Source organism: Arthrobacter sp. Edens01 (assembly GCF_001307035.1).
GTDB lineage: Bacteria > Actinomycetota > Actinomycetes > Actinomycetales > Micrococcaceae > Arthrobacter_B.
Genome location: NZ_LKIU01000002.1, coordinates 191,837 through 218,242 on the forward strand (window position 1 = coordinate 191,837; position 26,406 = coordinate 218,242).

Consider the following 26,406-nt stretch of genomic DNA (forward strand, 5'->3'; position numbering starts at 1 on the left):
TCTACAGCCGCGGCTCAAACATCATGACGCTTGCAAGGGACTCCCAGCCCAGATAGCGGTACAGCTCCAGGCCTGTTGCGGGAGAGATCAGCAGCCCTGTCTCGGCATCATGTTCCAGGGCCAGTGCGGTCAGGGCCCGCATCACGTAACTGCCCAGCCCCTGGCGGCGGAAGTCCGGCTCGGTGGCAATCTGGTCATAGACGGCAAACCCGTCAACCACCGCCACATGTCCGCGGGCCGCCGGGATCTCCCCGAAGCTGACCTCCACCCGTCCGCCGGTGCCGCTGCGGAAGGTCTGGGCCGTGTAGCTGTCCGGCGGAATTGGATCCTCAATGTCCTGTCCTTCCATGGGCAGGACCATAAAGACCTCATCCGTGGACCGGACAGACAATCCGTAGACGTTGGCGGCACCGTACAGATCGGCCACCCGGGACGTCACGATGGTGAACAGCCGCCCGGCCCCCTGCCTGGCCGATGACGCCAGCGCCGCGAACTCGTCATGGGACGGCTCAAGGGCGAAATACTCCCAGTCATTGGTTTTATCGTGCAGGAAAGCGGCCGGAAACCGACCCTCATGGCGGGTCTGGTAGCCACGGGCTTTGGCCCACCCGGTTACCCAGGTCTCCAGGAGATCATCGGTTAGTCCGTTCATGGAGAAACCCTAGCCCCCGCCTGCCACGGGCGGGAGGGCAGACCGGTAAAACCGGATTTCGCCCGCCGGTCTACCCTTAATACGTGGCCCTGAATCGAATTGCTCTCTATTACGCCTTCACCCCTCTTGCCGATCCGGAAGCGATCCGGCTCTGGCAGCGTGCGCTGTGTGAAAAGCTCGGCCTGCGCGGCCGGATCCTCGTCTCCAAGGACGGCATCAACGGAACCGTCGGCGGTGAACTTAGCGCCGTCAAGGCCTATGTCAAAGCAACCCGCGAGTACCCTGCGTTCAAGAAAATGGACATCAAGTACTCCGAAGGCTCGGCCGAGGACTTCCCGCGCCTGAGCGTGAAGGTCCGCCCCGAGATCGTGAGCTTCGGCGCCCCCGGCGAATTGAAGGTGGATGAGAACGGCGTGGTAGGCGGCGGGACTCACCTGCGCCCGGAAGAACTGCATGAGCTGGTGGAGAAGAAGCGTGCAGATGGAGAAGACGTTGTTTTCTTCGACGGCCGCAACGCCTTTGAAGCCCAGATCGGCAAGTTCAAGGGCGCTGTTGTCCCGGATGTTTCGACCACCCACGACTTCATCAAGGAACTTGAGTCGGGCAAGTACGACGACCTGAAGGACAAGCCCGTGGTCACGTACTGCACCGGCGGCGTGCGCTGCGAAGTGCTTTCCGCGCTAATGGTGAACCGGGGGTTCTCCGAGGTCTACCAGATGCAGGGCGGAATCGTCCGCTACGGGGAAACCTATGGGGACAAAGGCCTCTGGGAGGGTTCGCTTTATGTCTTCGACAAGCGGATGCACATGGAGTTCACGGACGACGCCGTCACCATCGGTGAGTGCGTGCGGTGCCACGCGCCCACGAGCAAGTTCGAAAACTGCTCCAACCCCTCCTGCCGCAAGCTGACCCTTTACTGCGCCGAGTGCGCCGCGGATCCCTCAACACTGCGCTGCCCGGACGGCTGCGAAGCCTAATTTCAGGCCCGCGGCCTTCCGGACCCGGAGGCATTGTGGCACCGGCAGCCGGGACACTCCGGCAGTGCACCGACGTGCAGTGCAGCTACGTCCGTGCAGCTATTTCCCGAAGGCAGCCGGAGCAGTAGCTTCGGCGAGGCTCGCCACAGCCTGCTCGAAAAGCGCTGCAGGATCTGAGGCCCTGCCGGCGCTTTCCTCACGGGCAAAGCACTGCCAGGCGATGCGCCACGTACAGGCAACGAGTTCCGCCAGGACCTGTGCCTGCATCGTTTCCAGCAGGCCCCGTTCCTGCAGCGACTTACTGAGCACGGTCACCAGATGCATCTCCTGGCGGGACACTGCCTGCAGCAGCCTCGGCTCACGCAGCAGCAGCCGGGAGATGCGTTTGAATTCGGACTGCTCAACCTCGTAGGCGAACTGCTGCCTGGACGCATCCATCAGCTCGCGGAGGATCCGCGCCGGGGACCAGGAAGACTGCAGCTCACGGGCCAGAAGTGACCCGAGCAGTTCCCCCTGCCCGGGTACGGCGGCCGCTTCCTTGGAGTCGTAGTAACGGAAGAATGTCCGCTCGGAAATGCCGGCCTGCTCCGCGATACGGGCAACCGTGGTGGCATCCATCCCGGCTGTCTCCAGCAGGTCCAGGGTTGCCAGCTGGATGTCACGCCTTGTGGCGGCCTTACGGTCTTCGCGTTTTCCCACGCCGTCCCAGCTTTCTTCGCAGTGCACCAGTGCTTGTGTTCTGTCACAGTATGCCACTTCGATTATAGAAAAGATGGCAGACTGTGACAGTATTTTCCGGTTCAAGTCCAACAGAAACCGAGGGAATCCTTGAGTCACGAAAGCACCACCGCTGAACTGGACGGAAAGCCAGCCGCTCCGCCCCGTCCGGCACTTTCCACAAAACAGCTGACCGGAATCATCGGGGCGCTGGCGCTGGCCGCGTTCCTGATGATCCTGAACGAGACAGTCCTGACCGTGGCACTGCCCTCGATCATGGCGGACCTGCAGGTCACCGCCGCAGCGGGGCAGTGGCTGACCACCGGGTTCCTGCTGACCGTGTCTGTAGTGATTCCCACGACCGGGTTCCTCCTGCAGCGCTTCACCACCCGGAGCCTGTTCATCTTTGCACTCTCGAGCTTCCTGGTCGGCACGCTGCTGGCCATCTTCGCGCCCACCTTCGCAGTGCTGCTGGTGGCCCGGATTATCCAGGCCGTCGGCACGGCCATTGTGCTGCCGCTGCTGATGACCACCACGCTCACGCTCGTCCCCATGCACAAGCGCGGAGCCATCATGGGCCTGAACTCGATCGTCATCTCCGTTGGTCCCGCAGTTGGCCCCACCGTCTCCGGCGCAATTGTGAACGCGTTCAGCTGGCACTGGATCTTCGTGCTGATGACACCACTGGCGGTAATCATCCTGCTGCTCGGGATTATCTTCATCAAGATCCCCTCATCCACCCGCAAGCTGCCGGTGGATGTGCCCTCGGTGATTCTCTCCGCACTGGCATTCGGATTCCTGGTCTACGCGATCTCCAGCCTGGAACATGCATCAGAGAACCTCGTCCTGCTCGGCGCCAGCGTTGTGGTCGGCGCCGGCTCCCTGGCGCTGTTCATCAAACGGCAGATCGTCCTGACCCGGTCCGGCCGTGAACTGCTGAACCTGGCACCCTTCCGGAACCGGAACTTCACCATCAGCGTCGTCCTCATCATGGTCGCCATGGGAACCCTTCTCGGCACCGTCGTGATCGTGCCGATCATGCTCCAGACCGGCCGCGGCCTGGACACCCTGACCATCGGCATGATGCTCCTCCCCGGCGGACTGGTCCAGGCCGCCGTCGGGCCCGTTTTTGGCCGTGTTTTTGACCGCTTCGGCCCCCGCCCGGTGCTCATTCCCGGTGCCGCGATGCTGGCGCTGGGCCAGTGGCTGTACGTCGGTGTTACACCGGAGTCCCCGCTCTGGGTCTTCACCGTCTCCCACATCGTGTTCAGCATTGGCCTGGCCATGCTGATGACCGGGCTGCTTTCCGCCGCCCTGGCCACAGTGGAGCCCCGGCTCTACGGGCACGGATCGGCCATCTTCAACACCGGCCAGCAGCTCGGCGGCGCAATCGGCACCACCATCTTCGTGACGGTACTGTCCATGCTCTCCGCGGCGAAACTCGACGCAGGCTCTGAACTGGCGGACTCGCTGTTCTCCGGCGGCCACACGGCCTTCATCATCGGCGCTCTGCTGGCCACCGCCGCCGTCGTCCTGGCCCCGTTCATCAAGATTCCCCGCCGGGCCTAAAGCGGAGGGGAGGAGCGGGCACGGAACCTAGACTGGAGGAGTGACTGACTTCTCCCGTGTTCCGGGCACCCCGCAAAGCTCAAACCTCCCCCTGCTGGCTGCGCTCGCCGCTGACCTCCAGGACGCCGGCTACACGGTCGACGGCGTCGCCGCCTTCCTCGGCGAAGAGGCAAACGCTGCGCTTGGCCGGGACCAGCTGGTCCCGGCCATGCTCGCCTGCCGTGAAGCAGCCGCCGCCGGCACCGCAACCGCGGTAGCCGCGGCGGTGGCGCTGTGGCTGGTGGGGGAGTCCGTGCCTGTAGAGCAGGCGGACGAGGCCTTCCCCCGGACCGGTGCCGCAGGCCTGAGGGAACTCGGACTGGCCGAAAAGGATCCGGCAGCCCCGGAGCTCCTGCGCGCCGCCGTGGACCTGCGCCCCTATGAATTCGAAACCGGAAGCAGCGCCGAAAACGCCAGCACCCATCTGTGGGTCGCCAGCGATCTGGGCGAACACCAGCGCCCCGGCGTCCTGCCGCACGGCCACGTGCTGGGCATCGGGCAGGCATCCCTGTCCCTCGCCCAGCTGAGCCTGCGCGCTCCGGCGGACCGGTCACTGGACCTGGGCACCGGCTGTGGAATCCAGGTCTTCCACCTGCTCGGGCACGCCCGGCACGTCACGGCTACGGACATCTCCGAACGGGCACTGGGCTTCACCCGGTTCAACCTGGTGCTCAACGCCCCCTCGCTGGGCCTGGATCCTGAACATCTCCAGGACCGGGTGGACCTGCGGCTTGGCAGCATGCTGGAGCCCGTAGCAGGGGAACAGTTTGACCAGGTGGTATCCAACCCGCCGTTCGTAATTACTCCGCGGGTGCCGGGTGAGGAAGCCGAAGACCGCTTTACGTACCGGGACGGCGGGCTGCCGGGAGACGGGATCGTCTCCGGTCTCTTCCGGGACCTCGAATCCGTCCTTGCGCCTGGAGGCACTGTCCAGATGCTCGGCAACTGGGAGATCCAGGGCCCGGAGGACAGCAAGGACGCCTGGAACACACGGCTTCGTTCCTGGCTGCCGGACACAATGGACGCCTGGGTTATCCAGCGTGAAGTCCTCAGCCCCGCTGAATATGCCGAAATGTGGCTCAGGGACGCGGCCGAGAACCGTGACCGGTCTGAGTATGCGGCCTCCTACGCCGCGTACCTGCAGGATTTCGCCTCGCGCGGGACCACAGGCATCGGCTTCGGCACGGTGTGGATGCGCCGGAGGATGGACCCGAAGTCGGCCCCGCTGCGCCGCTTCGAGGAAATCACCCACCCCCTTGAGTCGCCTCTTGCCCCGCACCTCGCTGCCGCCGTCGAACGCTTCGACTGGACCCGGGAGCACCCTGACCTGGCAGCCGAGCATCTGGTGGTGGCGGATGACGTCACCGAGGAACGCCACGCCCGCCCCGGCGCAGAGCACCCCGGTGTGATCCTGCTCCGCCAGGGAGCCGGGCTGCGGCGGACCAACCTGATGAGTACCGAGCTGACCGGATTTGTGTCAGCGTGCGACGGTGAGCTGCCCGCCGGAGCGATCATCGCTGCCCTGGCAGCGCTGCTGGGCCGTGAGGACCCGGAGTTCGGTCCCGCGCTGGAAGAAGAGGTACGCAACCTGGTCCTGGACGGGTTCCTTCTGCCGGCGGAGCAGTAAGGCAGCGCACACCGAAATTGGTCTGCGTCTGCCCGGCTGTGCAGTTATGGTTACCCTTGTGCTTGGGGATTCCCCATACTGTCTAAGGATGAGCGAGCCTGCGGAGCCCTGCCCGTGCCATCCCTCATCCGCTTTTTGATCCACCCCCGTACGTAGGAGAACAGTGCCAGTTAAGGCAACGGACAAGTCGACCGGCAAGAAGAAGAAGCTGGTAATTGTCGAGTCACCGGCCAAAGGCAAGACGATCGCCGGCTATCTCGGCGACGGCTTCGAGGTCACGGCATCGATGGGTCATATCCGTGACCTGCCGCAGCCCTCGGACCTTCCCGCAGAGTTGAAGAAGACCTCCGTGGGTAAGTTCGCCGTTGACCTGGACAAGGACTTCGAGCCCTACTACGTCGTCTCCTCGGACAAGAAGAAGAAAGTCGCGGAACTCAAGGCCGCGCTCAAGGACGCCGACGAACTCTATCTCGCAACTGACGGTGACCGCGAAGGCGAAGCCATCGCGTGGCACCTGCTGCAGGTGCTCAAGCCCAAGGTTCCCGTCCATCGCCTGACCTTCCCGGAAATCACCAAGGAAGCGATCCAGCGGGCGCTGCAGGAAATGCGTGACATCGACATTTCAATGGTCGATGCCCAGGAAACCCGCCGCATCCTGGACCGCCTCTACGGCTACGAGATTTCCCCTGTTCTCTGGCGCAAGGTGGCCCGAGGCCTTTCCGCCGGCCGCGTTCAGTCCGTGGCAACCCGCCTCGTCGTAGAGCGCGAACGGGAGCGCATGGCGTTCCGCTCCGCCTCCTACTGGGACCTGCTCGGCACCTTCGCCACGGCTTCTTCCGAGTCTTTCAAGGCCCGCCTGACCTCGGTCGACGGCGCCCGGATCGCTTCCGGCAAGGACTTCACCGACCGCGGTGAACTCAAGTCCAAGAACGTCACCCACCTGGATGAAGCGGCAGCTCTCTCGCTGGCCGAGGGCCTGCAGTCGGCGTCGTTCACTGTCCGCTCACTTGAAACCAAGCCGTACACCCGCCGCCCGGCAGCGCCCTTCACCACCTCCACGCTGCAGCAGGAAGCCAGCCGCAAGCTGCGCTTCTCTTCCCGCGTGACCATGCAGGTGGCACAGCGCCTGTATGAAAACGGCTACATCACCTATATGCGTACCGATTCCTCGGCGCTTTCGGACCAGGCCATTAACGCGGCGCGCCGCCAGGCTTCGGAACTGTACGGACCCGAATACGTTCCGGAAGCCCGGCGCGTCTACAAGGGCAAGTCCAAGAATGCGCAGGAAGCCCACGAGGCCATCCGCCCCGCCGGTGACTCCTTCCGCACGCCGGCCCAGGTTGCGTCCTCGCTGCGCGGCGACGAGTTCAAGCTGTACGAGCTGATCTGGAAGCGCACCGTCGCCTCCCAGATGGCAGACGCCAAGGGCTCGACGGCGTCCGTCAAGCTCGGCGCAGTCTCCGCCGACGGGCGGGACGCCGAGTTCTCCGCTTCCGGCACCGTCATCACGTTCCGCGGCTTTATGGCCGCTTACGAGGAAGGCCACGACGCCACCCGGGATGGAGACGAAGGTTCCGAGGGCGGCCGCCTGCCCATCCTGAAAAAGGATGATCCGCTGACCGCTGCCGAGCTGGGCGCAATCGGCCACGAGACCTCCCCGCCGCCGCGCTTCACCGAAGCTTCGCTGGTGAAGACGCTGGAAGAGCTGGGAATTGGGCGCCCGTCAACGTACGCGGCCACCATCTCCACGATCATGGACCGCGGTTACGTGACCCAGCGGGGCCAGGCACTGGTGCCCAGCTGGATCGCGTTCTCCGTAGTCCGGCTGCTGGAGGAGCACTTCACGGACTACGTGGACTACGACTTCACTGCCGAAATGGAAGAGGACCTGGACCGCATTGCCCGCGGCGAAGCCGGCCGGGTTGAGTGGCTGAACCAGTTCTACTACGGCGACCGCGTGGACACGGGCCTGCACACGATCGTCAACGACCTCGGTGAGATCGACGCCCGCGCGGTGAACTCCATCGAAATCGCGGACGGCATTGTGCTGCGCGTAGGAAAGTTCGGCCCGTACCTGGAGCGGCCGCTGCCGGCGGATGCCCCGGAAGGTACCGAGCCCGAGCGCGCCAACGTTCCCGAGGACCTGGCCCCGGATGAGCTGACCGCCGAGAAGGCGATTGAGCTGATGAACACCGCCGGACCCGAGGAACGTGTCCTGGGCGAGGATCCGGAAACGGGCCGAACCATTGTGGCCCGCAACGGCCGCTACGGTCCGTACGTCATTGAACTCATTCCCGAGCCCACGGCTGAGGAACTGGCCAACCAGCCGGTTGAGTATTACAAGAACGGCAAGCCCAAGCCCCCGAAGAAGCCTGCCAAGGTGAAGCCGCGCACGGGTTCGCTGTTCAAGTCCATGAGCGTGGAAACGGTCACCCTGGAAGAGGCGCTGAAGCTGATGAGGCTGCCCCGCGTGCTGGGCACCGACGCTGAAGGCAACGAGATCACGGTGCAGAACGGCCGGTTCGGTCCCTATCTGAAGAAGGGAACGGATTCCCGGTCGATCGGCTCCGAGGAGGAGATCTTCACGATCACCCTCGAGCAGGCCCTGGAGATCTACTCGCAGCCCAAGCAGCGCGGGGGACGCCAGGCAGCGGCGCCGCTGGCAGAGTTCGGCACCGACCCCGTCTCGGAGAAGCCTGTGGTGGTCAAGGACGGCCGGTTCGGTCCGTACATCACCGACGGCATCACCAACATCACTGTTCCGCGGTCCATGGCCATCGAGGAGCTGACCCGGGAACGGGCTCTGGAACTCCTGGCCGAGAAGCGTGAGAAGGGTCCGGCCAAGAAGCCGGTCCGCAAGCGCGCCGCAGCGAAGAAGTAGGCCGTGCCGCCTGCCGTGCATCTGGTCCGGTTCCCTGCGCGGGACCGTGGACAGGTGCACGGCAGCTGCCGACGCATAATGGGATCATGCGGCTAGGAGTCCTGGACGTCGGGTCCAACACTGTGCATCTGCTCTTGGTGGATGCCCATCCCGGCGCGCGCCCCGTTCCGTTCGCCTCCCACAAACGTCCCCTGCAGCTGGTCTCCCACCTGGATGACCAGGGTGCAATCACCGGGGCAGGCCAGCGACTTCTGGTGGAGTTTGTGGCGCAGGCCCGTGACTTCGCCGTCCGCCACCACGCCCAGGATCTCCTCGCCTTCAGCACTTCCGCCATCCGCGAGTCCGCCAACGGGCCGGACGTGCTGGAGTACGTGGAACTGCAAACCGGTGTTGCCCTGACAGAACTCAGCGGCCGGCAGGAAGCCTCCATGACCTATTTGGCGGCCCGCCGCTGGTTTGGCTGGGGTGCCGGTTCACTGCTGGACCTGGATATTGGCGGCGGCTCCTTCGAAATGGCGCAGGGACTGGACGAACTGCCCGACGTCGCGGTCTCGGTCCCGCTGGGGGCGGGCAGGCTGACCAGGGACTGGCTGCGGGACGATCCGCCCTCAGCAGCGTCCCTGGACGCGCTGCGCGGCTATATTCGCGGCGTCGTGCAGGAAGCCTCGTCCGAATTCGCCGAATACGGTGCACCTGACCTCGCCGCTGGAACTTCCAAGACCTTCCGCTCCCTCGCCCGGCTCACCGGGGCCGCGCCTTCTGCCGCCGGTCCGTATGCCCGCCGCAAGCTGCGCCGCGCCGACCTCACGGGGCTCATCCCGCGGTTGGCGGGAAGAACTGCGGCGCAGCGTTCAGAGCTCGACGGCGTCTCCGTGCTTCGTGCCCCGCAGGTGCTCGCCGGGGCGCTTGTGGCGGAGGCCGCCATGGAAGCCTTCAACCTAAAGTCCCTGAGCATTTGCCCCTGGGCACTGCGCGAGGGACTGATCCTGCAGCGTTTCGACGCGCTGCGCTTTGACACCCTGCATCTTGACCCACCGGGCCGGCTCCCGGCCGGGCACCAGAGCCTCACGCCGGAACCGGCCGGGGCACTGGTCCTGGCTGCCGCCGGCGAACCGAACGGAAGTGCACCACTATGACACTGACCTCCCCCCGCAATGTGCCCACCGAAACCCACCTGCCGCAGATTCCGGTGGCACTTTCCAGTTCCTCGGTCTACCCGCTTTCCGTCCACGACACGTTCGCCGTTGCCCATGACCTGGGCTACGACGGCGTGGAGGTGATGGTGACCGGCAGCCAGATCAGCCGTAACCCCGAGACCATCCGGGGGCTGAGCGAGCGGTACCACATGCCGGTGCTGGCCATCCACGCGCCGACGCTGCTGCTGACGCAGCAGGTATGGGGGAAGGCCTGGACCAAGATCGAGCTCTCGGCTGCCATGGCTGCGGAGGTGGGTGCCAGCACGGTTGTGGCGCATCCCCCGTTCCGCTGGCAGTCAGGCTACGCAGAGAACTTTGCCGAAGGGGTCCGCAGGATCGCTGACGAGTACGGCGTCACGATAGCCGTTGAAAATATGTATCCCTGGCGGGTAAGGGGACGCGAAGCGAAGGCCTATCTGCCGCACTGGAACCCGCTGCCCGAGCCCTATGAGCACGTGACCTGGGACTTCTCCCACGCGGCGATTGCAGGCATGGATTCCTATGAAGAGATCCGCAAACTGGGCAGCCGGCTCAGCCACGTGCACCTGACGGACGGCACTCCAAACGGCAGGGACGAGCACCTGCTGCCGGGGGAAGGAACCCAGCGCTGCGCTGAGGCGCTGCAGTATCTTTCCGAAACCGGATACACCGGCACCGTGGCCATCGAAGTGAGCACCCGGAAAGCCAAGGAGCCGGGGGAGCGGGAAGAGATGCTGCGCCAGACTCTCGAGTTCGCCCGGGTAAACCTGAACCAGGTGCTGGACGAATAGGGCTTAAACGAGCGGGTGCCGGCGATTGCCTCGGGACGGTTGGGGGGAAACGTCCACGAATCGCCGGCACCACGGGGCCGTTACCGGCCCTTCATCACTCGCACCTCCAAGAGGCACTTAATACTGTAGGAAGCGAAGTTGTGCACAAGCCTAGAAACAGCTGTGCGTCCGCTTGGAATCGGGCCGTTTCGGGTCCGTGCAAGGCACCGTGAAAGAATCGTGGCATGCAGAATCTTCCCCGTCTTTCCTTCCTCGGCTGCGGTTCAATGAACGAAGCCATCCTCGGCGGCATCCTGGCCGGCGGCTACCCTGCTGAACTGATCACCGCCACGGTCCGCCGCGCCGAACGTGCCGCACAGCTGCGCGAACGGCACGGGATCACGGTGCTCGCCGGGTCCGAAGATCCCGGGGCCAACCGCACCGCGGCCGAAAACGCGGACGTGGCAATCGTCGGAGTGAAGCCGGTGGGCGTGCGCGCGATGCTGGAAGAGGTGGCCGGAGTCCTGAGCCGGGACACCGTCGTCGTGAGTGTTGCCGCAGCCGTTCCGCTGGAACTGATGGAAGCTGCCCTTCCGGCCGGCACCCCCGTCATCCGGACCATGCCCAATACCCCCGCGAAGCTGGGCCGCGGCGTCACCGCCCTGGCACCGGGATCGGCTGCCACCCCGGACTCCGTGAAGCTGGTGCGCTCCCTGCTCTCCGGGACCGGGCGCGTAGTCGAGGTACGTGAGGACCAGATCAACGCCGTCGGGTCCGTCAGCGGCTCAGGCCCTGCCTACGCCTTCTACCTGGCCGAAGCCATGGCAAAAGCCGGAGCCGAGCTGGGTCTTGACCCCGAGCTGGCCGCGCTGCTGGCAGCCGAAACCCTAGCCGGAGCCGGAGCCATGCTTGCAGAGCCCGGCGCGGACGCAGGAGCCCTGCGCAAGGCCGTGACCAGCCCCAACGGCACCACGGAAGCGGCCATCCGCGTCTTTGACGACCGGGACCTGCCGGCCATCATCGGCGCCGGGATGACCGCCGCGGAGCGTCGCTCAGCGGAGATCACGGCCGAGCTCAGCGCCTCCCGCTAGCCGGAGGCTACGGCCGGGACGCGAAGCGTTCCAGCAGGTCCACGTGCCCGGAGACAATCAGCATGTCCCGGCTGGAAACCTTGGTATCAGCCTGTGCATAGGTGAAGTCCTCACCCGGGGACTTCACCCCCACCACGGTCACGCCGTACTTGGAGCGCACATTCGACTCGCGAAGCGTGAAGCCCTGGGTCTCCTTGGGCGGGTACATTTTCACGATCGCGAAGTCGTCGTCGAACTCGATGAAGTCCAGCATCCGGCCGCCCACCAGGTGGGCGGCGCGCTGCCCGGCGGCAGCTTCCGGATAGATCACGTGGTTGGCACCAATGCGGGTAAGGATCTTTCCATGCGCCGGCGTAATTGCCTTGACCCACAGGTGCTCGATGCCCAGGTCCACCAAGTTCACCGTGATCAGGACGCTGGACTCAATGGAGGTGCCAACACCCACGACGGCGGCGGAGAAGTCCTGCGCACCAAGCTGCTTGAGGGCGTCAATGTTGGTGGCGTCGGCCTGGACCACGTGGGTGAGCTTGCCGGAGGCTTTCTGCACGAGGTCCGGATCGCGTTCAATTGCCAGGACCTCGCGGCCCTGCTTCACCAGCTGCTCGGCGGTGGCCGAGCCGAACCGGCCCAGTCCGATGACCAGGACGGGGGCATTGTGCGGCGGTCTTTCAGCCAATGATCGGCCTTTCTTCCGGGTAGTGGTACAGCGGTTTACGCTGCCTGAGGGCCAGCGCAGCCGCCAGGGTGATCGTGCCAACGCGCCCTGCGAACATCAGGCCGGCCAGGATGTATTTGCCCGACGGCGGCAACTCGGGACTCAGCCCGATGCTTAGTCCCACAGTCGCGAAAGCGGAGATCACTTCGAACAGTACCGGCTGCAGCGTTTCCTCCGTGACGATCAGCAGTCCGATCGTGGCGACAGCCACCATGGTGGCTCCAAGGATGACCACGGAAATGGCCACCCGAAGGGCACCGGCGGGAATGTTGCGGCCGAAGGCCCGAACGTCGGTGTCGCCGCGGGCCTCGGCAACGATCGCCAGGAAAATCACGGCAATCGTGGTGACCTTGATGCCGCCGGCGGTGGACGCCGAGCCGCCGCCCGCGAACATGAGCATGTCCGTGATGACCAGGGTGGAGGCATCCTGGTCTGCCATCTCCACCAGGCTGAAACCGCCCGAGCGCATCATGACAGAGGCGAAGAGGGCATGCAGGATCTTCTCGCCCACCCCCATCCCGGCGATGGTGCGCTGGTTGAACCATTCCAGTGCAGCCCACAGCAGCGTGCCGGCGAACAGCAGGATGAGGGACACCAGCACGGTGAGCTTGGTGTGCAGGTTCCATCGCCGGGTCTTCATCCGGCTCTGGAGCAGCACCATGATCACCGGGAACCCAAGGCTGCCGATGAAGACGCCGGCCATGATGGGCACCAGCACCCACAAGTCATTTTCGTAGGGCACCAGACCGTCCGAGTGCGGTGTGAACCCGGCGTTGTTAAAGGAAGAGACGGCGTAAAAAATGGCGTGCCAGATGGCCTGGCCCGGGGATTCGCCCAGGACCATGAACCGCGGAGCCAGGATGGCTGCCAGCACCAGTTCGATCAGGACAGTGGTGCTGACGACGATCCGCAGCAGGTTGCCCACCTCGCCCAGACGGCCGGTATTCATGCCTTCCTGGGCGATCAGCTTGCCGCGGACTCCCAGCCTGCGGTTCACGGCCAGGGCCAGCAGCGATGCCATGGTCAGGATGCCCAGGCCGCCCACCTGGATTGCCACCAGAATGAGCACCTGCCCGAACCCGGACCAGTGCGCAGCAGTGGAGACCACCGTCAGTCCGGTGACGCACACCGCTGAGACGGCCGTAAACAGTGCGTCATGCAGCGCGGTGGCCTGCCCGGACGCTGAGGCCAGCGGAAGCGCCAGCAGGGCCGTGAAGAGCAGAATGACCAGGGAAAAGACGATCAGGGCAAGCCTGGCCGGTGAGGAGTTGGCGACGGCGTCAATGAAGTCCCTGCCCGCAACGATGAAGCCAAGGGGACGGCGCTGCCGCGTCTGCAGCGGTTGCTGCGGTTGGGATGCCATGGGTAGTGAAGTCCAGTTCTGTGCGCGGGGTCCTGCAAAGTAGTAAACCACTTAACCCTGCCGCCGGCGGTGCGGGACCGTGTGGTGCGATCGCGTAGCCTGTGAGCATGACGAGTACCGGGCTGAGCCTTCCCGCCGTGCCCACACACATTGTGTGGGACGAATCGTTGCTGGCATACAACTTTGGCCCCGGACATCCCATGAGCCCGCTGCGGCTGGATCTCACGGCACGCCTGGCGAAGGAGCTGGGGATCTTCGACCTGCCGCAGGTCAGCCTGGGCGCCCCGTTCGTCGCTGATGACGCCCAGCTTGCCCGGGTGCACGATCCCGCCTATGTGGCCGCGGTACGGGAAATCAGCCGTAATCCGGAGCGTCCAAACGCTCCGCTCGGCCTGGGCACAGAAGACGATCCGGCCTTCGAAGGCATGCATGAGGCAAGTGCCCGGCTGTTCGGCGGATCCCTGGCTGCGGCCGAGGCAGTCCTCTCCGGCAAGGTGCGGCATGCCGTGAACTTTGCCGGCGGCATGCACCACGCCGCCGCGGGCAAAGCCTCGGGTTTCTGCATCTACAACGACGCCGCTGCCGCCGTCGCGCGCTTCCTGGACGCCGGTTACACCCGGGTCCTGTACATCGATGTGGACGCACACCACGGCGACGGCACCCAGGCGATCTTCTGGAACGATCCGAGGGTCATGACCATCTCAATCCATGAGACGGGGATTTCGCTCTTTCCGGGGACGGGCTTCGCCAACGAATCAGGCGGGCCGGACGCACCCGGAACGGCTGTGAACGTGGCGCTGCCGCCTGGTACCAGGGACGCCGGCTGGCTGCGTGCCTTCCACGCCGTTGTGCCCCAGCTGGCCGGTGCCTTCGAACCCCAGGTGATCATCAGCCAGCACGGCTGCGACGGGCACCGGGACGATCCGTTGTCCAACCTGCGGCTTTCGGTGGATACCCAGCGGCAGGCCGCCCTTTCAATTTCCGGGCTGGCGGACCAGTTCGCTGAAGGCCGGTGGATCGCAACCGGGGGAGGCGGTTACAACGTGGCCAGCGTGGTGCCGCGTTCCTGGGCACTTCTCCTCGCCGTCGCTGCAAACACCCGCATGCCGCTGACCACCCCGGTGCCCCCGGCCTGGCGCGAATACGTTCGGGAACGGCACGGGATCGATACCCCTGCCGCGATGGGCGACGGGGTGGACATGTGGTGGCGTTCGTGGGAGGTGGGCTACGACCCCAACGACGACATTGACCGCACTGTCATGGCAACCCGGAAGGAAGTCTTCCCGCTGCACGGGCTTGACCCGTGGTTTGACTGACCAGGGCCCCCGGGCCCGATGGCCCATTAGCCAGTGTCTCTACCGGCTAAGGTAATGCATATGGTCATTGACGATGTTTTCGCTGTCATAGCTGAAGGAACGCGGCGCGAGATTCTCGGAGCGCTGCGCGGCGGCGACAAATCCGTTGGCGCACTGGTAGAGGAGCTGGAGGTCAGCCAGCCCACCGTGTCCAAGCATTTGAAGGTCCTGCGTGAAGCCGGCCTGGTTGATATGCGGGCCGAAGGACAGCGCCGCTACTACTCCCTGAAGACCGCACCCCTGGACGAAGTAGTACTATGGCTAAGCGCATTTGATCTGCCATCCATTACCGCCGCCCAGGCCACCACACCGACCCTGGCGAGCGTCGCCGCCGGAACCAGCGGCGAAGCACGCGGCCGTTCCCTGTTTGCCGGGATTCCCGGCGCAGCACGGCAAACCGCTGCCGCAGCAGCGGCGGCCAAGATGCCCTCCGGCACTGCCGAGAACCCAACGGCGGCAGTTGACGCCAGCGTCCAGCAGCAGCTGGGCCGAACTGTAGGCCGCGCCGCGGAACGCGCTGCCGATCTGCTGGGAGCACTGCCCAAGTTCCGCCGCCGCCGCCCGTAGGCGGCACCCCTTCCCCGGTCCTGCATCGCTTACGGACACTGACCGGTCTAGCGTAGTAACGGGAGGGGGAATCGATAAGGAGCAACACATGGACGCAACACTCACACGCGTGCGCGACGAGGTTTTTCGCCGCAACCCAGGCGAAACAGAATTCCACCAGGCGGTCGTCGAAGTCTTCGACACCCTTGAGCCGGTTCTCCGCAAGCATCCGCAGTTTGGTGAGGCAGCGATCCTCCAGCGGATCTGCGAGCCGGAACGCCAGATTATTTTCCGTGTTCCCTGGGTCGATGACCAGGGCCACGTGCGCATCAACCGCGGCTTCCGTGTTGAGTTCAACTCTGCGCTTGGCCCGTACAAGGGCGGACTGCGTTTCCATCCCAGCGTTTATCTGGGAATCGTCAAGTTCCTTGGCTTCGAGCAGATCTTCAAGAATGCCCTGACCGGCATGCCGATTGGCGGCGGCAAGGGCGGATCCGACTTCGATCCGCGCGGCAAGTCCGACGCCGAAGTGATGCGCTTCTGCCAGTCCTTTATGACCGAGCTCTACCGCCACATCGGCGAATACACCGACGTGCCCGCCGGTGACATCGGCGTCGGCGGCCGTGAAATCGGCTACCTGTTCGGCCAGTACAAGCGGATCACCAACCGATACGAGTCAGGTGTCCTCACCGGCAAGGGCGTCAGCTGGGGCGGTTCCCTGGTCCGCCCCGAGGCAACCGGCTACGGCGTCGTGATGTTCGTCGAGGAAATGCTGAAGACCCGGGGGCTGAGCCTCGACGGGCAGCGGGTCATCGTCTCCGGATCCGGCAACGTGGCAATCAACGCGATCGCCAAGGCCCAGGCATTCGGCGGCAAGGTTGTGGCCTGCTCCGATTCCTCCGGCTACGTGGTCGATGAAGCGGGGATCGACGTTGAACTGCTCCGGCAGATCAAGGAACACGAGCGCGGACGCATATCCGAGTACGCCCAGCGCCGCGGCGGAAATGTTTCCTTCGTCGCCGGCGGTTCGGTGTGGGACGCGGGCGCCAATGTGGCGCTGCCCTGTGCAACGCAGAACGAGCTTAGCGAAGACGACGCCGTGTCGCTGGTGAAGTCCGGTGCCGTCGCCGTGGCAGAGGGCGCCAACATGCCGTGCACCCCCAAGGCCATTGAGGTCTTCCAGGAAGCCGGCGTGCTCTTCGGCCCGGGCAAGGCAGCGAACGCCGGCGGCGTTGCCACCTCTGCCCTCGAGATGCAGCAGAACGCCAGCCGGGACGCCTGGTCCTTCGAGCACACCGAGCAGCGGCTGAGCCAGATCATGGTGAACATCCACGACCGCTGCGCAGCCACTGCCGATGAGTACGGCTCTCCGGGCAACTATGTGGTGGGTGCCAACATCGGCGGCTTCGTGAAGGTCGCCGACGCGATGCTGGCGCTCGGCGTCATCTAGGCTCCGCTGCCCAGCCGGACGTGGTCCGGCGTCAGTTCGCTGACGCTGGCCACGCCCATCAGGGCCATTGTCCGCGCGGCCTGGGCCGAGAGGATCTGGATGCTCCGGTCCACTCCGGCCCGGCCGCCGGCCATCAGGCCGTAGAGATACGCCCGGCCGATAAGGGCGAAGTCGGCACCCAGCGCCAGCGCCGCCACGATGTCCCCTCCACTCATGATTCCGGTGTCCAGGATGATGCTGGTCTTGCCCTTCAGTGCAGCCGCAGTCTCCGGCAGCAGCTGCAGCGGAATCGGCGCGCGGTCCAGCTGGCGTCCGCCATGGTTGGACAGCACAATTCCGTCAGCCCCGTGGTCCACCGCCTCCCGGGCGTCGTCGAGGGTCTGGATGCCCTTGACCACCAGGTTTCCATTCCACACCGACCGCAGCCAGTCCAGGTCCTTGAGCGTCAGGGTGGGATCGAACATCGAGTTGATGAGCTCAGCGACCGTTCCCGAATACCTGTTCAGTGACGCGAAGGAGAGCGGCTCGTGGGTAAGGAAGTTGAACCACCAGGCCGGCCGGTAGGAGGCATCCAGGACGGTCTTCAATGTCAGGGCCGGCGGAATGGTCATCCCGTTGCGGACATCCCGCAGCCGCTCCCCGGCAACGGCGGTATCCACGGTGACCATCAGGGTGTCAAAACCCGCTGCCGCGGCCCGGTTGATTAGCTCCAGCGACTTGTCCCGGTCTGTCCAGAGGTAGAGCTGGAACCAGTTCCGGCCGTCCGGGGCTGCCGCCGCAACATCCTCGATTGAAGCGGTGCCCATGGTGGAAAGCGTGTACGGGATACCGGCGGCTGCGGCAGCCTGCGAACCGGCGTATTCACCCTCCGACTGCATCATCCGGGTAAACCCGGTGGGAGCGATGCCAAAGGGAAGGGCAGACTCCCGCCCCAGTATCGATGTGGACAGATCCACCGAGGCTACGTTGCGGAGCACACCGGGACGGAACTGCAGGTCCTCGAACGCTGCCCGGGCCCGGCGCAGGGTGATTTCCCCTTCCGCGGCCCCGTCCGTGTAGTCGAACGGCGCCTTCGGGGTGCGCCGTTTAGCCAGGTCACGCAAATCCCAGATGGTGTTTGCCTTCTGCAGCCTGGCGGCCGCTCCGAGCTGCGGTTTCTTGAACTGCATCAGGGGTGCAAGGTCCTGGACCCGGGGAATCCTGCGCGTAAGGGCCGGGGGTTTGGAAGTCACGGAAAAACTCGCTTTCAGTACAGCCTGTTCGTGCCCACGAGCCTACGGGGTGCGGCTGGGGCGTTCCGTCACAAACGCGGTTTGTGACCGCAGAGAATTGCCATGTGCACTCCAGAGGGTTATCGTCGTGGGCATGACTAACCGTTGGTATGCGTATTTTTCGTTGGCTCTGGAGGAGCCCGCGCGATAGTACGCTGACGCCAACCTTCAGAGCCAACAGGGCAGGGGATCATTCCCTTGCCCTTCGCCATATCCGGCGGGTTCTGAAGCAAAGTCCCGCCGGTCCATTCTCACAACGGATACGGGACCATGAACCTCACCACCGCACAGCACTCCCAAGCCACAACCGACCTTCGCGTCAGCGAATTCCGCCCGCTGCCCGCACCGGAAGAGCTGCTGGCCGAACTGCCGCTCTCTGCGGAGCTGGCGCAGACGGTGAGCCAGGGCCGCGAAGCCGTCCGTGCAGTGCTCGACGGCGTTGATGACCGCCTGCTCGTCGTCGTCGGACCCTGCTCCATCCACGACCCTGATGCCGGCCTGGACTACGCCCGCCGCCTTGCCGAAGCAGCGCAGGAGCACAGTTCGGACCTGCTGATAGTGCTGCGCGCCTACTTCGAGAAGCCCCGGACCACGGTGGGCTGGAAGGGCCTGATCAACGATCCGCACCTGGACGGCAGCCATGACATTGAGAGCGGCCTCTTCGCAGCCCGGAGGTTCCTGATCGCTGCGGGAGAACTGGGACTTCCTGTGGCCACCGAATTCCTGGAACCCATCAGCCCCCAGTACGTGGCCGACCTGGTCAGCTGGGGTGCAATTGGAGCCCGGACCACAGAAAGCCAGATCCATCGCCAGCTCGTCTCCGGCCTGTCCATGCCGGTGGGATTCAAGAACGGCACTGACGGGTCCCTCCAGATCGCCCTGGACGCGTGCACCGCGGCTTCGGCTCCGCAGTCGTTCCTTGGAATCGACGGTTCCGGCCGCGCCTCCATGGTCCGCACCGCGGGGAACGCGGATGCACACCTGATCCTGCGCGGCGGCAATTCGGGCCCCAACTACTCTGCAGCGCACGTCGCTGCCGCCTCGGAGGCACTGGCCGCACGGGGACTGAACCCCCGCCTGATTGTCGACGCGTCCCATGCCAACTCCAACAAGGACCACCACCGGCAGGCGGAAGTCGCTCTGGAGCTGGCGGCCCAGCTTGAGTCCGGAACTGCGGGCGCCCACCAGCTTGCCGGGGTAATGCTGGAGAGCTTCCTGGTGGGAGGTGCCCAGGCCCACGACGCCGCCAATCCGGGCCCGCTGGTGTACGGCCAGAGCATCACGGACAAGTGCATGGACTGGGAGACGTCCGCCGGGGTGCTTTCGGTGCTCGCACAGGCAGCACGGACCCGCAGAAATGCGTCATAAGCGCGGCCTATTGGAGTGGAAAACTTCCACTATGGTTACTCCAGCCACTAGAGTAGAGTGCTAGACGGTCACGAGATGGTCATCAAGGCGACACGCCGCCGCAGTTGTGTAGGGCGCAGGTTGCTTCCGAGCGAAGGAACAAGAGATAAATGGCAGACGAGAGCAATTTCTCGGACGTGCGGTTTCTGACGGTGTCAGAGGTCGCGGATGTCATGCGCGTGTCCAAGATGACCGTTTACCGGCTCGTGCATTCCGGCGAACTTCCGGCGGTCCGTTTTGGGCGGTCGTACCGCGTTCCGGAGTCTGCTGTGCAGCAGGTTCTGCGCAACGCCGTCATTGACAGGCAGTCTGGTACGGCCTAAATCCGTTCCGGCCGTAACCTGATTTGGGGTGCTGTCTGCGCTGTCCGTAAAGGCTGTGCGGAGGCGGTACCCTGTTAAGGAACGTTTTCATTCTGGCTAGTAACTGCCGGAACCGATGCTGGCGGGCCATGTGGCCTGGCGGAAGCGGGGACCGGCATGGCTCCTAATTCAAGTTTGTGAGGACTCTGTGGGTTCAGTAATCAAGAAGCGCCGCAAGCGTATGGCCAAGAAGAAGCACCGTAAGCTGCTTCGTAAGACCCGCCACCAGCGCCGCAATAAGAAGTAGATTCTTCTTATCTGCCGTTGAAGCCCGCCGTCCGTCAGGACTTGGCGGGCTTCCGCTTTTAAGCGTCCCTTTCGGTCGGGACTGCTAGCGGGACCGGACCCAGGAGAAACCCCGCCACAGGCCGTAGGCTGCCCCTGCGAGGGATGCCGTCTTGAGCCCAAGGGTGGCCGCACGGCGGCCGGAACGGAAATCGTAGACGGGCCAGTTCTTCTCCCGGGCATGACGGCGGAGCCGTGCATCCGGGTTGATGGCCACTGGGTGGCCCACCATGCTGAGCAGCGGCACGTCATTGTAGGAATCGCTGTATGCCCAGCACCGGTCCAGGTCCAGGCCCTCCTGCTGCGCAAGTACCCTGACGCCGTCGGCCTTCGCGGGTCCGTGCAGGAATTCGCCAACCAGCCGGCCGGTATAGAGTCCGTCACTGACTTCGCTAACGGTCCCCAGGGCCCCCGTCAGGGAGAGCCTGCTGGCGATTACTGAAGCCACTTCAATCGGCGTGCCGGTAACCAGCCAGACCGGACGTCCCGCCCTCATGTGCTGTTCTGTCAGCGCACGGGTTCCAGGCCAGATCTTGGAGACGATCATCTCGTCATAGACTTCCTCGCCCAGGATCCGGACGTCTTCCGCGGCCAGGCCCGTGGCGAATGCAAGCGCGGCGTCCCGGACGCTGTGCACGTCCTTCAGGTTTTCGCCCTGGAGCATAAAGCGCAGCTGCTTGGCTGCAAACCCGGCGGCCTCACGGAGAGTGAAGACCCTCTTCTGGTACATCTTCCGGGCCACGTGGAAGAGGCTGGCGCCGCGCATAAGTGTGTTGTCTACGTCGAAGAATGCGGCCTCTCCCGGGTTGCCTGCCGCGGCCGGAGAATCGTCGGCACGGACAAACGTGGATCGGGGCATGGAAGAAGTCTACTGAAAAAGAGCTCCCGGCCTCGGATATGCGGCTTGGAGACTAAATTGGAAGTCATGAATGATGTCCTTCCCGACGCCGCGGTGCCCGAATTGCTTCTGCTGACCCGTCCGGGATGCCACTTGTGCCAGGCTGCCCGGGAAGTTCTGGACCGGGTCTCCGCGGATCTCGGAGTTCCCTGGCAGGAACGTTCGATTGCAGATGACCCGGAGCTGCTCGAACGGTTCGCCGAGGAGATTCCCGTCCTGATGATTGACGGTGTGCAGCGTGACTTCTGGCAGATCGACGAATCGCGCCTGCGCCGGCTCCTGTCCGCGTAACCGGGGGCCAAACACACTTGGTGCGGGAGCGGATGCGGTCCTAGAGTGGGTGCTTACCGGGCCTGGCGGTCCGCAGGACCGTCCAGTTGCCCAGTAGCTAACGGAGTTGCAGAAGTGAGTATGCCGGATGAGCAGGATGTAACGGCCGTTGGTGCGTCCGCGCATGGACGGCATATCCCGCCGGCTTCCCTCGCCCGCCTGACCGTGTACCTGAGGGTGCTTGGCACCATGCTGACCGAGGGCGTGGAACGGGTCTCCTCAGAGGAACTCGCGGAGGCAGCCGGCGTCAACTCGCCCAAACTCCGCAAGGACCTCTCCTATCTGGGTTCCTACGGGACCCGCGGTGTTGGGTATGACGTTCCGTACCTCAGCGGCCAGATTTCTGCGGCGCTTGGCCTGACCCTCGACTGGCGGGTCGCGATCGTGGGCGCCGGGCATCTTGGCCGTGCCCTGGCCGGTTATCCGGGGTTCGGGACCCGCGGGTTCGAAGTAGTGGCACTTTTCGACGCGGATCCAATGACGGTTGGACAGGAAATCGGCTGGCTGCGGATCAGCCCGGTGAACTCCCTTGAACGGGTACTGGAGACTACCAGGGCCAATATGGCGGTCCTTGCCGTCCCGGCGGAGGCAGCACAGCAAATGTGTGACCGTCTGGTGAAGGCCGGAATCACCAGCATCCTCAGCTTTGCCCCGGTTGTTCTCCAGGCCCCGCCGGAGGTACAGATCCGGAAGGTCGATATGGCCACGGAGCTGCAGATCCTTGCCTATCACGCACAGCGTGCCCAGGTGGCCGCCCTGGCGACGGACGCCCAGGCACGCCTGATGCGCTGAGCTCTGTTCAGGCTGGAACTAGCCGGTTTCCCCGTGAAGCAAAGTAGCGGGCGCTCTGCGGGATAAACAGCAGACCGGTTCCCAGCCCTGCCAGTACTCCAGCTGTGACGTGCTGGTACGCCAGGTCCTTGAATCCGAAGAACAGGGCCGCGGCTACCAGCACGACACAGCCGGCCCGGGCCCAGCTCCGGCCGTCGCGGATAAGCGATGCCAGGAGAACGTAGAACCCGAAAGCCACAGCAGCCACGGCCGCGTCCGCTACCCGGGCCATTGACAGGACAGTCTCCACCGGGACGCCCAGCGCCTCCAGCTGAGATGCTGCGGCGGGTGCCGCCCGCTGGGGGTCCATTGCCTCCCGGAGCCCGATCAGCAGGGTCAGCACGCCGCCCCCGGTGATGAGGAGGGCCGCCAGGTTCACCGGAAGGGGCGCCCGACGGCGGGACCTGCGGTCGGTGATCCGCGGCGCGGGGGCGGGTGCTGCAACCGGGGACGGGCGGTGGTCCGGACGCGGCGGGGTTTTTGCTGCCGGCCGCGGCCGGGCGGGGGACTTCCTTCCCGCCGGTGCAGGCGCCGTCGTGGTTGCCTCAGAAGCGGTGTCAGCCTGGGCCTGAACGGGCTCAGCCTCCGGCGCGTGAACGGATGCCGGGGAAGTGAGCGCCAGCTTGATGACTGCATCTGGAAAACGGGCCCAGCCAAACAGCCGATCCCCGACTCCGGTTTTTGGCTGCCGGCCGGCAGAACCGTCCGCGGGAAGTTCCCGGGTGCGTCCCGTGGGAGGAAGCGGCTCGCGGCCGTGCCGGCGGAGGCCGGTGTGCAGGATTCGCCGGGGGAGGGATTTGGACCCGGCTCCGGATGAGCTGGGCGCTGCGGGAGTAGTTGCCATAGTCGTCGCCGCCTTCACAAGACCGGGAAATCATTGCCCGCCAGGGGTCCGGGGACCTCGGCGGGGACTCCACGCTACGTGCCGCGGCGGCGGCTGTGACCTCAGCCGGCCCAAACCTGCATGCGCTTTCCCGAAAATTATCCGGGTGGGCCCGGGAGGTCTCAGTAAGGGCGGTAGGGGTTGAAATTATGGCGCTGGAAGTATGGGTTGCTGGGCCGCAGGTAGAGCATCACAATTCCTGCGATCCCGGCCAGCGAGGAGAGCAGGGAGATCCAGCCGATCAGCGAGGTCACATAGGCGGGAAGGGATAACAGCAGCCCGAAGGCCGAGAAGGCTGCGAACACTGTGCCGACAATCCGGGCCCAGTTGTGCCCCTTCAGGACGAACCAGGCAATCAGGACGTAGATGCCCAGTCCGATGATGCTCAGCACCACCGAAAACCAGATCAGGAACCCGCCGGCGTCCTGGACATCTATGTTGGCGTCCCGCAGGGCGTCGGTTTGGGAAATGGTCAGGACATCCGGCAGACGGACTGCGGTCACGATGTTGTTGATCAGGGAGAGGACTCCCGCGGCGATGATCAGCCAGAACCCCGTCACGACTTCACGGGGTGCCGGCCCCTTGGGCTGGGTCGACGGTCCCTGCACGGCTCCGGGATAGCTGTAGCCGGAGGGCTGCGCGGGCTGGTAGCCGTATGACTGCCCGTACTGTCCCTGGCCATACTGCCCGTAGGGCTGCCCCGGCTGCTGATATGGGCCCGGCCCTGCGGCATGTCCCGGGTGCTGGCCGGGTTCCGGCGGGATGTGGGTCTGTGCCGGCTGATTCGGCTGATTCGGCTGGAGAGGAGGGCTGTACTGTCCGTATTTCGGCTCCGGACGCTGGTCCTGGCCTTCGCCGGTCTCCGGCTGCCGGCCCGGGAGGTCCTGGTTTTCATGGGGATCGCTGGGAGTGCTCATTGGTGCCCGCCTGCCGAGTGGATGGCCTGCCGAAAGAGCCTCCGGCAGGGCAGATAACCCATCTGCGAAGTCGGGGTTCAGTCTAGCTGTCCTGGCACGCGGCAACACGGTTTGGCGCGCGAATCGACGGTGCGCGGGGTACAAAAACAGCAGGTCCGGGACGCGGGAGAGCGTACCGGACCTGCTGGATGAATGCGTGTGCTTATGCCTTGACGAAGGCAACGTCCACGTTGATGGTGACCTTGTCGCCAACCAGGACGCCGCCGGTCTCAAGTGCCGCGTTCCAGGTCAGGCCGAATTCCTTGCGGCTGATGACGGTGGAACCGGAGAACCCGGCGCGGGTGGCGCCGAACGGATCGACTGCTACGCCGTTGAATTCGACGTCCAGGGTGACCGGGCGGGTGGTGTCCTTGATGGTCAGGTCGCCGGTGAGCTTGTAGGTTTCACCGGAGCCTTCGACGCTGGTTGCCGCGAAAGTCAGTTCCGGGTACTGCTCGACGTCGAAGAAGTCGGCGCCCTTGACGTGTCCGTCACGGTTCGGCTCGTTCGAATTGAACGACGCGGCGTCGATCGTGGCGCTGATCTTGGAATCATTCAGGTCCTGGCCAACCTCGAGGACGGCAGTCACCTTGTCGAAGTTGCCGCGGACCTTGCTGATGCCGGCGTGGCGGACGGTGAAGCCAACCTCGCTGTGGGAGGAATCGAGGTTCCAGGTGCCTGCAGTCAGACCGGTGGGGATCATGGGGTTCTCCTTCTGGGATGCGGCGGTGTGCTGTCTGCACCACCGCCAGTAGATGCATTTGCATTTACTATTGCACACATTGGTCAAAGGTTCAAGTGTTCGTGAAGATTTAATCTATCCCGGCGACTCTGCGAGACTTGAAAGCATGTCCCGTGCCTCTATCCACCTCGTCCGCCATGGTGAAGTCTTTAATCCCGACGGCATCCTGTACGGCCGGTTGCCGGAGTTCCACCTCTCCGAACTGGGCCGCGAAATGGCAGACCGTGTAGCCGGCCACTTCGAGCAGCGCAGGAACGACGGCGCAAAGCTGGTTCATCTGGTTGCCTCGCCCCTGACGCGTGCCCAGGAGACCGCAGCCCCGATCGCAAGCGCCCTGGGCCTCGAAACCATGACCGACGAACGGATCCTGGAAGCGGAAAACCGCTTCGAAGGCCTTCCCGGCGTCAAGCGCCAGCTCCGCAATCCCCGGTACTGGCCGCTTCTCCGCAACCCGATGAAACCCTCCTGGGGAGAGCCGTATGCCCAGCAGGTGGAGCGGGTCATGGCAGCGGTTCACGACGCGCGCATCCGGGCTCTGGAACTGGGCGGCTCCGGTGCTGAAGCAGTCCTTGTCAGCCACCAGCTGCCGATTTGGGTGACCCGCCTGGCTGCTGAGGGCCGCAGGCTCTGGCACGATCCCCGCAGCCGGGAGTGCACCCTCACCTCGGTGACCACCCTGGAATTCAATGACATGGAACTCACCGGCGTCCGCTATGCGGAGCCGTCCGCTGATCTTTTGCCCGGGGCAGCGAATCTGCCTGGCGCATAATACAATTACTACGCGTTGTAGAAGTGGCCGCCCCCTGCCGCGATGAAAGCTGGATCTCCGTGAAGAAACCCGAAAGCGAAACACCGCCTGCCGCCATGCACCGCAGGTCCTTCCTGCGGCTTGGTGCCGGGCTTGCCGTTGGCGTGCCGCTGGCGGCTGCCCTCGCAGGCTGCTCAACGGATGATCCGCTGGCCGAACAGGCCAAAGCAGGAGACAACAAGAACTACATCGCCGGAGACGGGTCCGTCACTGAATACGCGCCGTCCGAACGAGGTGAACCGGTTCGCCTGAGCGGAACCCTGTTTGACGGCACGGAAGTCAGCGCTGCTGACTGGGCCGGCGACGTCGTCGTCCTCAATTTCTGGTACGCAGCGTGTGCTCCCTGCCGCAAGGAAGCCCCCGACCTCGTGGAGCTGCATGACACTTACGCTCCCGAGGGCGCACGCTTCTACGGTGTGAATATCCGTGACGAGGCCAAGACTGCCGAGGCCTTCGAACGCAATTTCGCCATTCCCTACCCGAGCTTCGAGGACCGCAACGGTGAAGTCCTGCTGGCCATGACCAGCTTCGTGCCGCCGCAGGCTGTGCCCACCACGCTCGTCCTTGACCGCGAAGGCCGGGTCGCTGCGCGCATCCTGGGCCTTGCGGACAAGGGCACCCTGAAGACGCTCATCAGCGACGCGCTGGCCGCGTAGCCGCTGTGCCGCCCGTGATCCCAGCTGCCGCAGTGCCGGCTGCCAACGTA

General features: G+C 64.8%; 26 protein-coding genes. 17 read left to right on the top strand and 9 right to left on the bottom strand.

Translation table 11 applies throughout. From position 1 onward, the window contains the following. Position 1 precedes the first annotated feature (1 nt). Positions 2-652 carry a GNAT family N-acetyltransferase gene (locus AO716_RS01275; protein ID WP_055239149.1) on the bottom strand — a complete coding sequence of 217 codons (651 nt, stop codon included), beginning with the start codon at positions 650-652 and terminating at the stop codon, positions 2-4. An 83-nt stretch (positions 653-735) separates the two neighbouring features. On the opposite strand from AO716_RS01275, the gene AO716_RS01280 reads away from it, so the two are divergent. Continuing rightward, entirely contained in the window at positions 736-1,629 is an 894-nt protein-coding gene (locus AO716_RS01280) for a rhodanese-related sulfurtransferase (RefSeq protein WP_055239150.1), read from the top strand. A 99-nt stretch (positions 1,630-1,728) separates the two neighbouring features. Here AO716_RS01280 and AO716_RS01285 read toward each other — a convergent pair whose 3' ends face one another. After that, positions 1,729-2,328, bottom strand: coding sequence for a TetR/AcrR family transcriptional regulator (locus AO716_RS01285; RefSeq protein ID WP_055239151.1), 600 nt, complete (start codon positions 2,326-2,328; stop codon positions 1,729-1,731). 129 nt (positions 2,329-2,457) lie between these two features. Here AO716_RS01285 and AO716_RS01290 point away from each other — a divergent pair, with 129 nt between their 5' ends. From AO716_RS01290 to proC, 6 genes are all read left to right on the top strand, one after another. Next, positions 2,458-3,915: an MDR family MFS transporter gene (locus tag AO716_RS01290; protein WP_082413236.1), complete on the top strand. Its 1,458-nt coding sequence runs from the start codon at positions 2,458-2,460 to the stop codon at positions 3,913-3,915. A 40-nt stretch (positions 3,916-3,955) separates the two neighbouring features. Beyond that, positions 3,956-5,581: a methyltransferase gene (locus AO716_RS01295; RefSeq protein WP_055239152.1), complete on the top strand. Its 1,626-nt coding sequence runs from the start codon at positions 3,956-3,958 to the stop codon at positions 5,579-5,581. A 163-nt stretch (positions 5,582-5,744) separates the two neighbouring features. Continuing rightward, on the top strand, positions 5,745-8,462 hold the full coding sequence (gene topA / locus AO716_RS01300; RefSeq protein WP_055239153.1) for a type I DNA topoisomerase: 2,718 nt from the start codon (positions 5,745-5,747) through the stop codon (positions 8,460-8,462). Between the two features lie 86 nt (positions 8,463-8,548). Continuing rightward, positions 8,549-9,598 (top strand): exopolyphosphatase, encoded by a 1,050-nt coding sequence (locus AO716_RS01305; RefSeq protein ID WP_055239154.1) that lies wholly within the window; start codon positions 8,549-8,551, stop codon positions 9,596-9,598. Continuing rightward, complete coding sequence (locus AO716_RS01310; RefSeq protein WP_055239155.1) at positions 9,595-10,428, top strand: sugar phosphate isomerase/epimerase family protein; 834 nt, start codon at positions 9,595-9,597, stop codon at positions 10,426-10,428. The genes AO716_RS01305 and AO716_RS01310 overlap by 4 nt, the downstream gene beginning before the upstream one ends. Before the next feature lie 224 nt (positions 10,429-10,652). Further along, a complete protein-coding gene (gene proC / locus AO716_RS01315) occupies positions 10,653-11,498 on the top strand; it encodes a pyrroline-5-carboxylate reductase (RefSeq protein WP_055239156.1) in 846 nt (281 codons plus the stop codon). A gap of 7 nt (positions 11,499-11,505) precedes the next feature. Here proC and AO716_RS01320 read toward each other — a convergent pair whose 3' ends face one another. Together AO716_RS01320 and AO716_RS01325 are read right to left on the bottom strand one after the other, a co-directional pair. Then, positions 11,506-12,174: a potassium channel family protein gene (locus tag AO716_RS01320; RefSeq protein WP_055239157.1), complete on the bottom strand. Its 669-nt coding sequence runs from the start codon at positions 12,172-12,174 to the stop codon at positions 11,506-11,508. Further along, a complete protein-coding gene (locus AO716_RS01325) occupies positions 12,167-13,576 on the bottom strand; it encodes a TrkH family potassium uptake protein (protein WP_055239158.1) in 1,410 nt (469 codons plus the stop codon). The genes AO716_RS01320 and AO716_RS01325 overlap by 8 nt, the downstream gene beginning before the upstream one ends. Before the next feature lie 107 nt (positions 13,577-13,683). Between AO716_RS01325 and AO716_RS01330 the strand changes: the two genes are divergently transcribed. The 3 genes from AO716_RS01330 (at position 13,684) to gdhA (ending at position 16,927) form a co-directional block, all read left to right on the top strand. Then, positions 13,684-14,892: an acetoin utilization protein AcuC gene (locus tag AO716_RS01330; RefSeq protein WP_055239159.1), complete on the top strand. Its 1,209-nt coding sequence runs from the start codon at positions 13,684-13,686 to the stop codon at positions 14,890-14,892. A gap of 60 nt (positions 14,893-14,952) precedes the next feature. After that, positions 14,953-15,498 (top strand): ArsR/SmtB family transcription factor, encoded by a 546-nt coding sequence (locus AO716_RS01335; RefSeq protein ID WP_055239160.1) that lies wholly within the window; start codon positions 14,953-14,955, stop codon positions 15,496-15,498. Positions 15,499-15,586: 88 nt separating this feature from the next. Continuing rightward, complete coding sequence (gene gdhA / locus AO716_RS01340) at positions 15,587-16,927, top strand: NADP-specific glutamate dehydrogenase (RefSeq protein ID WP_055239161.1); 1,341 nt, start codon at positions 15,587-15,589, stop codon at positions 16,925-16,927. Here gdhA and AO716_RS01345 read toward each other — a convergent pair. Then, positions 16,924-18,159, bottom strand: a complete 1,236-nt coding sequence (locus AO716_RS01345) for an alpha-hydroxy-acid oxidizing protein (RefSeq protein WP_414826570.1) — start codon at positions 18,157-18,159, stop codon at positions 16,924-16,926. The genes gdhA and AO716_RS01345 overlap by 4 nt on opposite strands. Before the next feature lie 309 nt (positions 18,160-18,468). On the opposite strand from AO716_RS01345, the gene AO716_RS01350 reads away from it, so the two are divergent. The 3 genes from AO716_RS01350 (at position 18,469) to AO716_RS16880 (ending at position 20,214) form a co-directional block, all read left to right on the top strand. Then, complete coding sequence (locus AO716_RS01350; protein WP_055239163.1) at positions 18,469-19,566, top strand: 3-deoxy-7-phosphoheptulonate synthase; 1,098 nt, start codon at positions 18,469-18,471, stop codon at positions 19,564-19,566. 149 nt (positions 19,567-19,715) lie between these two features. Next, positions 19,716-19,928 carry a helix-turn-helix domain-containing protein gene (locus tag AO716_RS01355; protein ID WP_055239164.1) on the top strand — a complete coding sequence of 71 codons (213 nt, stop codon included), beginning with the start codon at positions 19,716-19,718 and terminating at the stop codon, positions 19,926-19,928. A gap of 187 nt (positions 19,929-20,115) precedes the next feature. After that, positions 20,116-20,214, top strand: a complete 99-nt coding sequence (locus AO716_RS16880) for a 30S ribosomal protein bS22 (RefSeq protein WP_003792170.1) — start codon at positions 20,116-20,118, stop codon at positions 20,212-20,214. Between the two features lie 84 nt (positions 20,215-20,298). Here the strand turns inward: AO716_RS16880 and AO716_RS01360 are convergent, their stop codons facing one another. Beyond that, positions 20,299-21,111: an HAD family hydrolase gene (locus AO716_RS01360; RefSeq protein ID WP_055239165.1), complete on the bottom strand. Its 813-nt coding sequence runs from the start codon at positions 21,109-21,111 to the stop codon at positions 20,299-20,301. Positions 21,112-21,177: 66 nt separating this feature from the next. Here AO716_RS01360 and AO716_RS01365 point away from each other — a divergent pair, with 66 nt between their 5' ends. Then, positions 21,178-21,441: a glutaredoxin family protein gene (locus AO716_RS01365; RefSeq protein ID WP_055239166.1), complete on the top strand. Its 264-nt coding sequence runs from the start codon at positions 21,178-21,180 to the stop codon at positions 21,439-21,441. A gap of 120 nt (positions 21,442-21,561) precedes the next feature. Continuing rightward, positions 21,562-22,272: a redox-sensing transcriptional repressor Rex gene (locus tag AO716_RS01370; protein ID WP_055239167.1), complete on the top strand. Its 711-nt coding sequence runs from the start codon at positions 21,562-21,564 to the stop codon at positions 22,270-22,272. 7 nt (positions 22,273-22,279) lie between these two features. Here the strand turns inward: AO716_RS01370 and AO716_RS01375 are convergent, their stop codons facing one another. The 3 genes from AO716_RS01375 to AO716_RS01385 all read right to left on the bottom strand — a co-directional run bounded on the left by AO716_RS01375 (position 22,280) and on the right by AO716_RS01385 (position 24,853). Then, complete coding sequence (locus AO716_RS01375) at positions 22,280-23,155, bottom strand: hypothetical protein (protein ID WP_055239168.1); 876 nt, start codon at positions 23,153-23,155, stop codon at positions 22,280-22,282. Between the two features lie 161 nt (positions 23,156-23,316). Then, a complete protein-coding gene (locus tag AO716_RS01380; protein WP_055239169.1) occupies positions 23,317-24,111 on the bottom strand; it encodes a DUF6264 family protein in 795 nt (264 codons plus the stop codon). Positions 24,112-24,313: 202 nt separating this feature from the next. Further along, positions 24,314-24,853 carry a YceI family protein gene (locus AO716_RS01385; protein WP_055239170.1) on the bottom strand — a complete coding sequence of 180 codons (540 nt, stop codon included), beginning with the start codon at positions 24,851-24,853 and terminating at the stop codon, positions 24,314-24,316. A 145-nt stretch (positions 24,854-24,998) separates the two neighbouring features. On the opposite strand from AO716_RS01385, the gene AO716_RS01390 reads away from it, so the two are divergent. Further along, positions 24,999-25,661 carry a histidine phosphatase family protein gene (locus tag AO716_RS01390; RefSeq protein WP_055239171.1) on the top strand — a complete coding sequence of 221 codons (663 nt, stop codon included), beginning with the start codon at positions 24,999-25,001 and terminating at the stop codon, positions 25,659-25,661. Positions 25,662-25,756: 95 nt separating this feature from the next. After that, positions 25,757-26,356: a TlpA family protein disulfide reductase gene (locus AO716_RS01395; RefSeq protein ID WP_055239716.1), complete on the top strand. Its 600-nt coding sequence runs from the start codon at positions 25,757-25,759 to the stop codon at positions 26,354-26,356. The last annotated feature ends 50 nt before the right edge of the window (positions 26,357-26,406 follow it).

Bases quoted from the DNA above. Each gene is read 5' to 3' on its own strand.
- AO716_RS01380 (WP_055239169.1), bottom strand. From the start codon at position 24,111: ATGAGCACTCCCAGCGATCCCCATGAAAACCAGGACCTCCCGGGCCGG.
- proC (WP_055239156.1), top strand. From the start codon at position 10,653: ATGCAGAATCTTCCCCGTCTTTCCTTCCTCGGCTGCGGTTCAATGAAC.
- AO716_RS01385 (WP_055239170.1), bottom strand. From the start codon at position 24,853: ATGATCCCCACCGGTCTGACTGCAGGCACCTGGAACCTCGATTCCTCC.
- AO716_RS01355 (WP_055239164.1), top strand. From the start codon at position 19,716: ATGGCAGACGAGAGCAATTTCTCGGACGTGCGGTTTCTGACGGTGTCA.
- AO716_RS01305 (WP_055239154.1), top strand. From the start codon at position 8,549: ATGCGGCTAGGAGTCCTGGACGTCGGGTCCAACACTGTGCATCTGCTC.
- AO716_RS01390 (WP_055239171.1), top strand. From the start codon at position 24,999: ATGTCCCGTGCCTCTATCCACCTCGTCCGCCATGGTGAAGTCTTTAAT.
- AO716_RS01310 (WP_055239155.1), top strand. From the start codon at position 9,595: ATGACACTGACCTCCCCCCGCAATGTGCCCACCGAAACCCACCTGCCG.
- AO716_RS01325 (WP_055239158.1), bottom strand. From the start codon at position 13,576: ATGGCATCCCAACCGCAGCAACCGCTGCAGACGCGGCAGCGCCGTCCC.
- AO716_RS01395 (WP_055239716.1), top strand. From the start codon at position 25,757: ATGCACCGCAGGTCCTTCCTGCGGCTTGGTGCCGGGCTTGCCGTTGGC.
- AO716_RS01370 (WP_055239167.1), top strand. From the start codon at position 21,562: ATGCCGGATGAGCAGGATGTAACGGCCGTTGGTGCGTCCGCGCATGGA.
- AO716_RS01350 (WP_055239163.1), top strand. From the start codon at position 18,469: ATGAACCTCACCACCGCACAGCACTCCCAAGCCACAACCGACCTTCGC.
- gdhA (WP_055239161.1), top strand. From the start codon at position 15,587: ATGGACGCAACACTCACACGCGTGCGCGACGAGGTTTTTCGCCGCAAC.
- AO716_RS01375 (WP_055239168.1), bottom strand. From the start codon at position 23,155: ATGGCAACTACTCCCGCAGCGCCCAGCTCATCCGGAGCCGGGTCCAAA.
- AO716_RS01365 (WP_055239166.1), top strand. From the start codon at position 21,178: ATGAATGATGTCCTTCCCGACGCCGCGGTGCCCGAATTGCTTCTGCTG.
- AO716_RS01335 (WP_055239160.1), top strand. From the start codon at position 14,953: ATGGTCATTGACGATGTTTTCGCTGTCATAGCTGAAGGAACGCGGCGC.
- AO716_RS01330 (WP_055239159.1), top strand. From the start codon at position 13,684: ATGACGAGTACCGGGCTGAGCCTTCCCGCCGTGCCCACACACATTGTG.
- AO716_RS01360 (WP_055239165.1), bottom strand. From the start codon at position 21,111: ATGCCCCGATCCACGTTTGTCCGTGCCGACGATTCTCCGGCCGCGGCA.
- AO716_RS01275 (WP_055239149.1), bottom strand. From the start codon at position 652: ATGAACGGACTAACCGATGATCTCCTGGAGACCTGGGTAACCGGGTGG.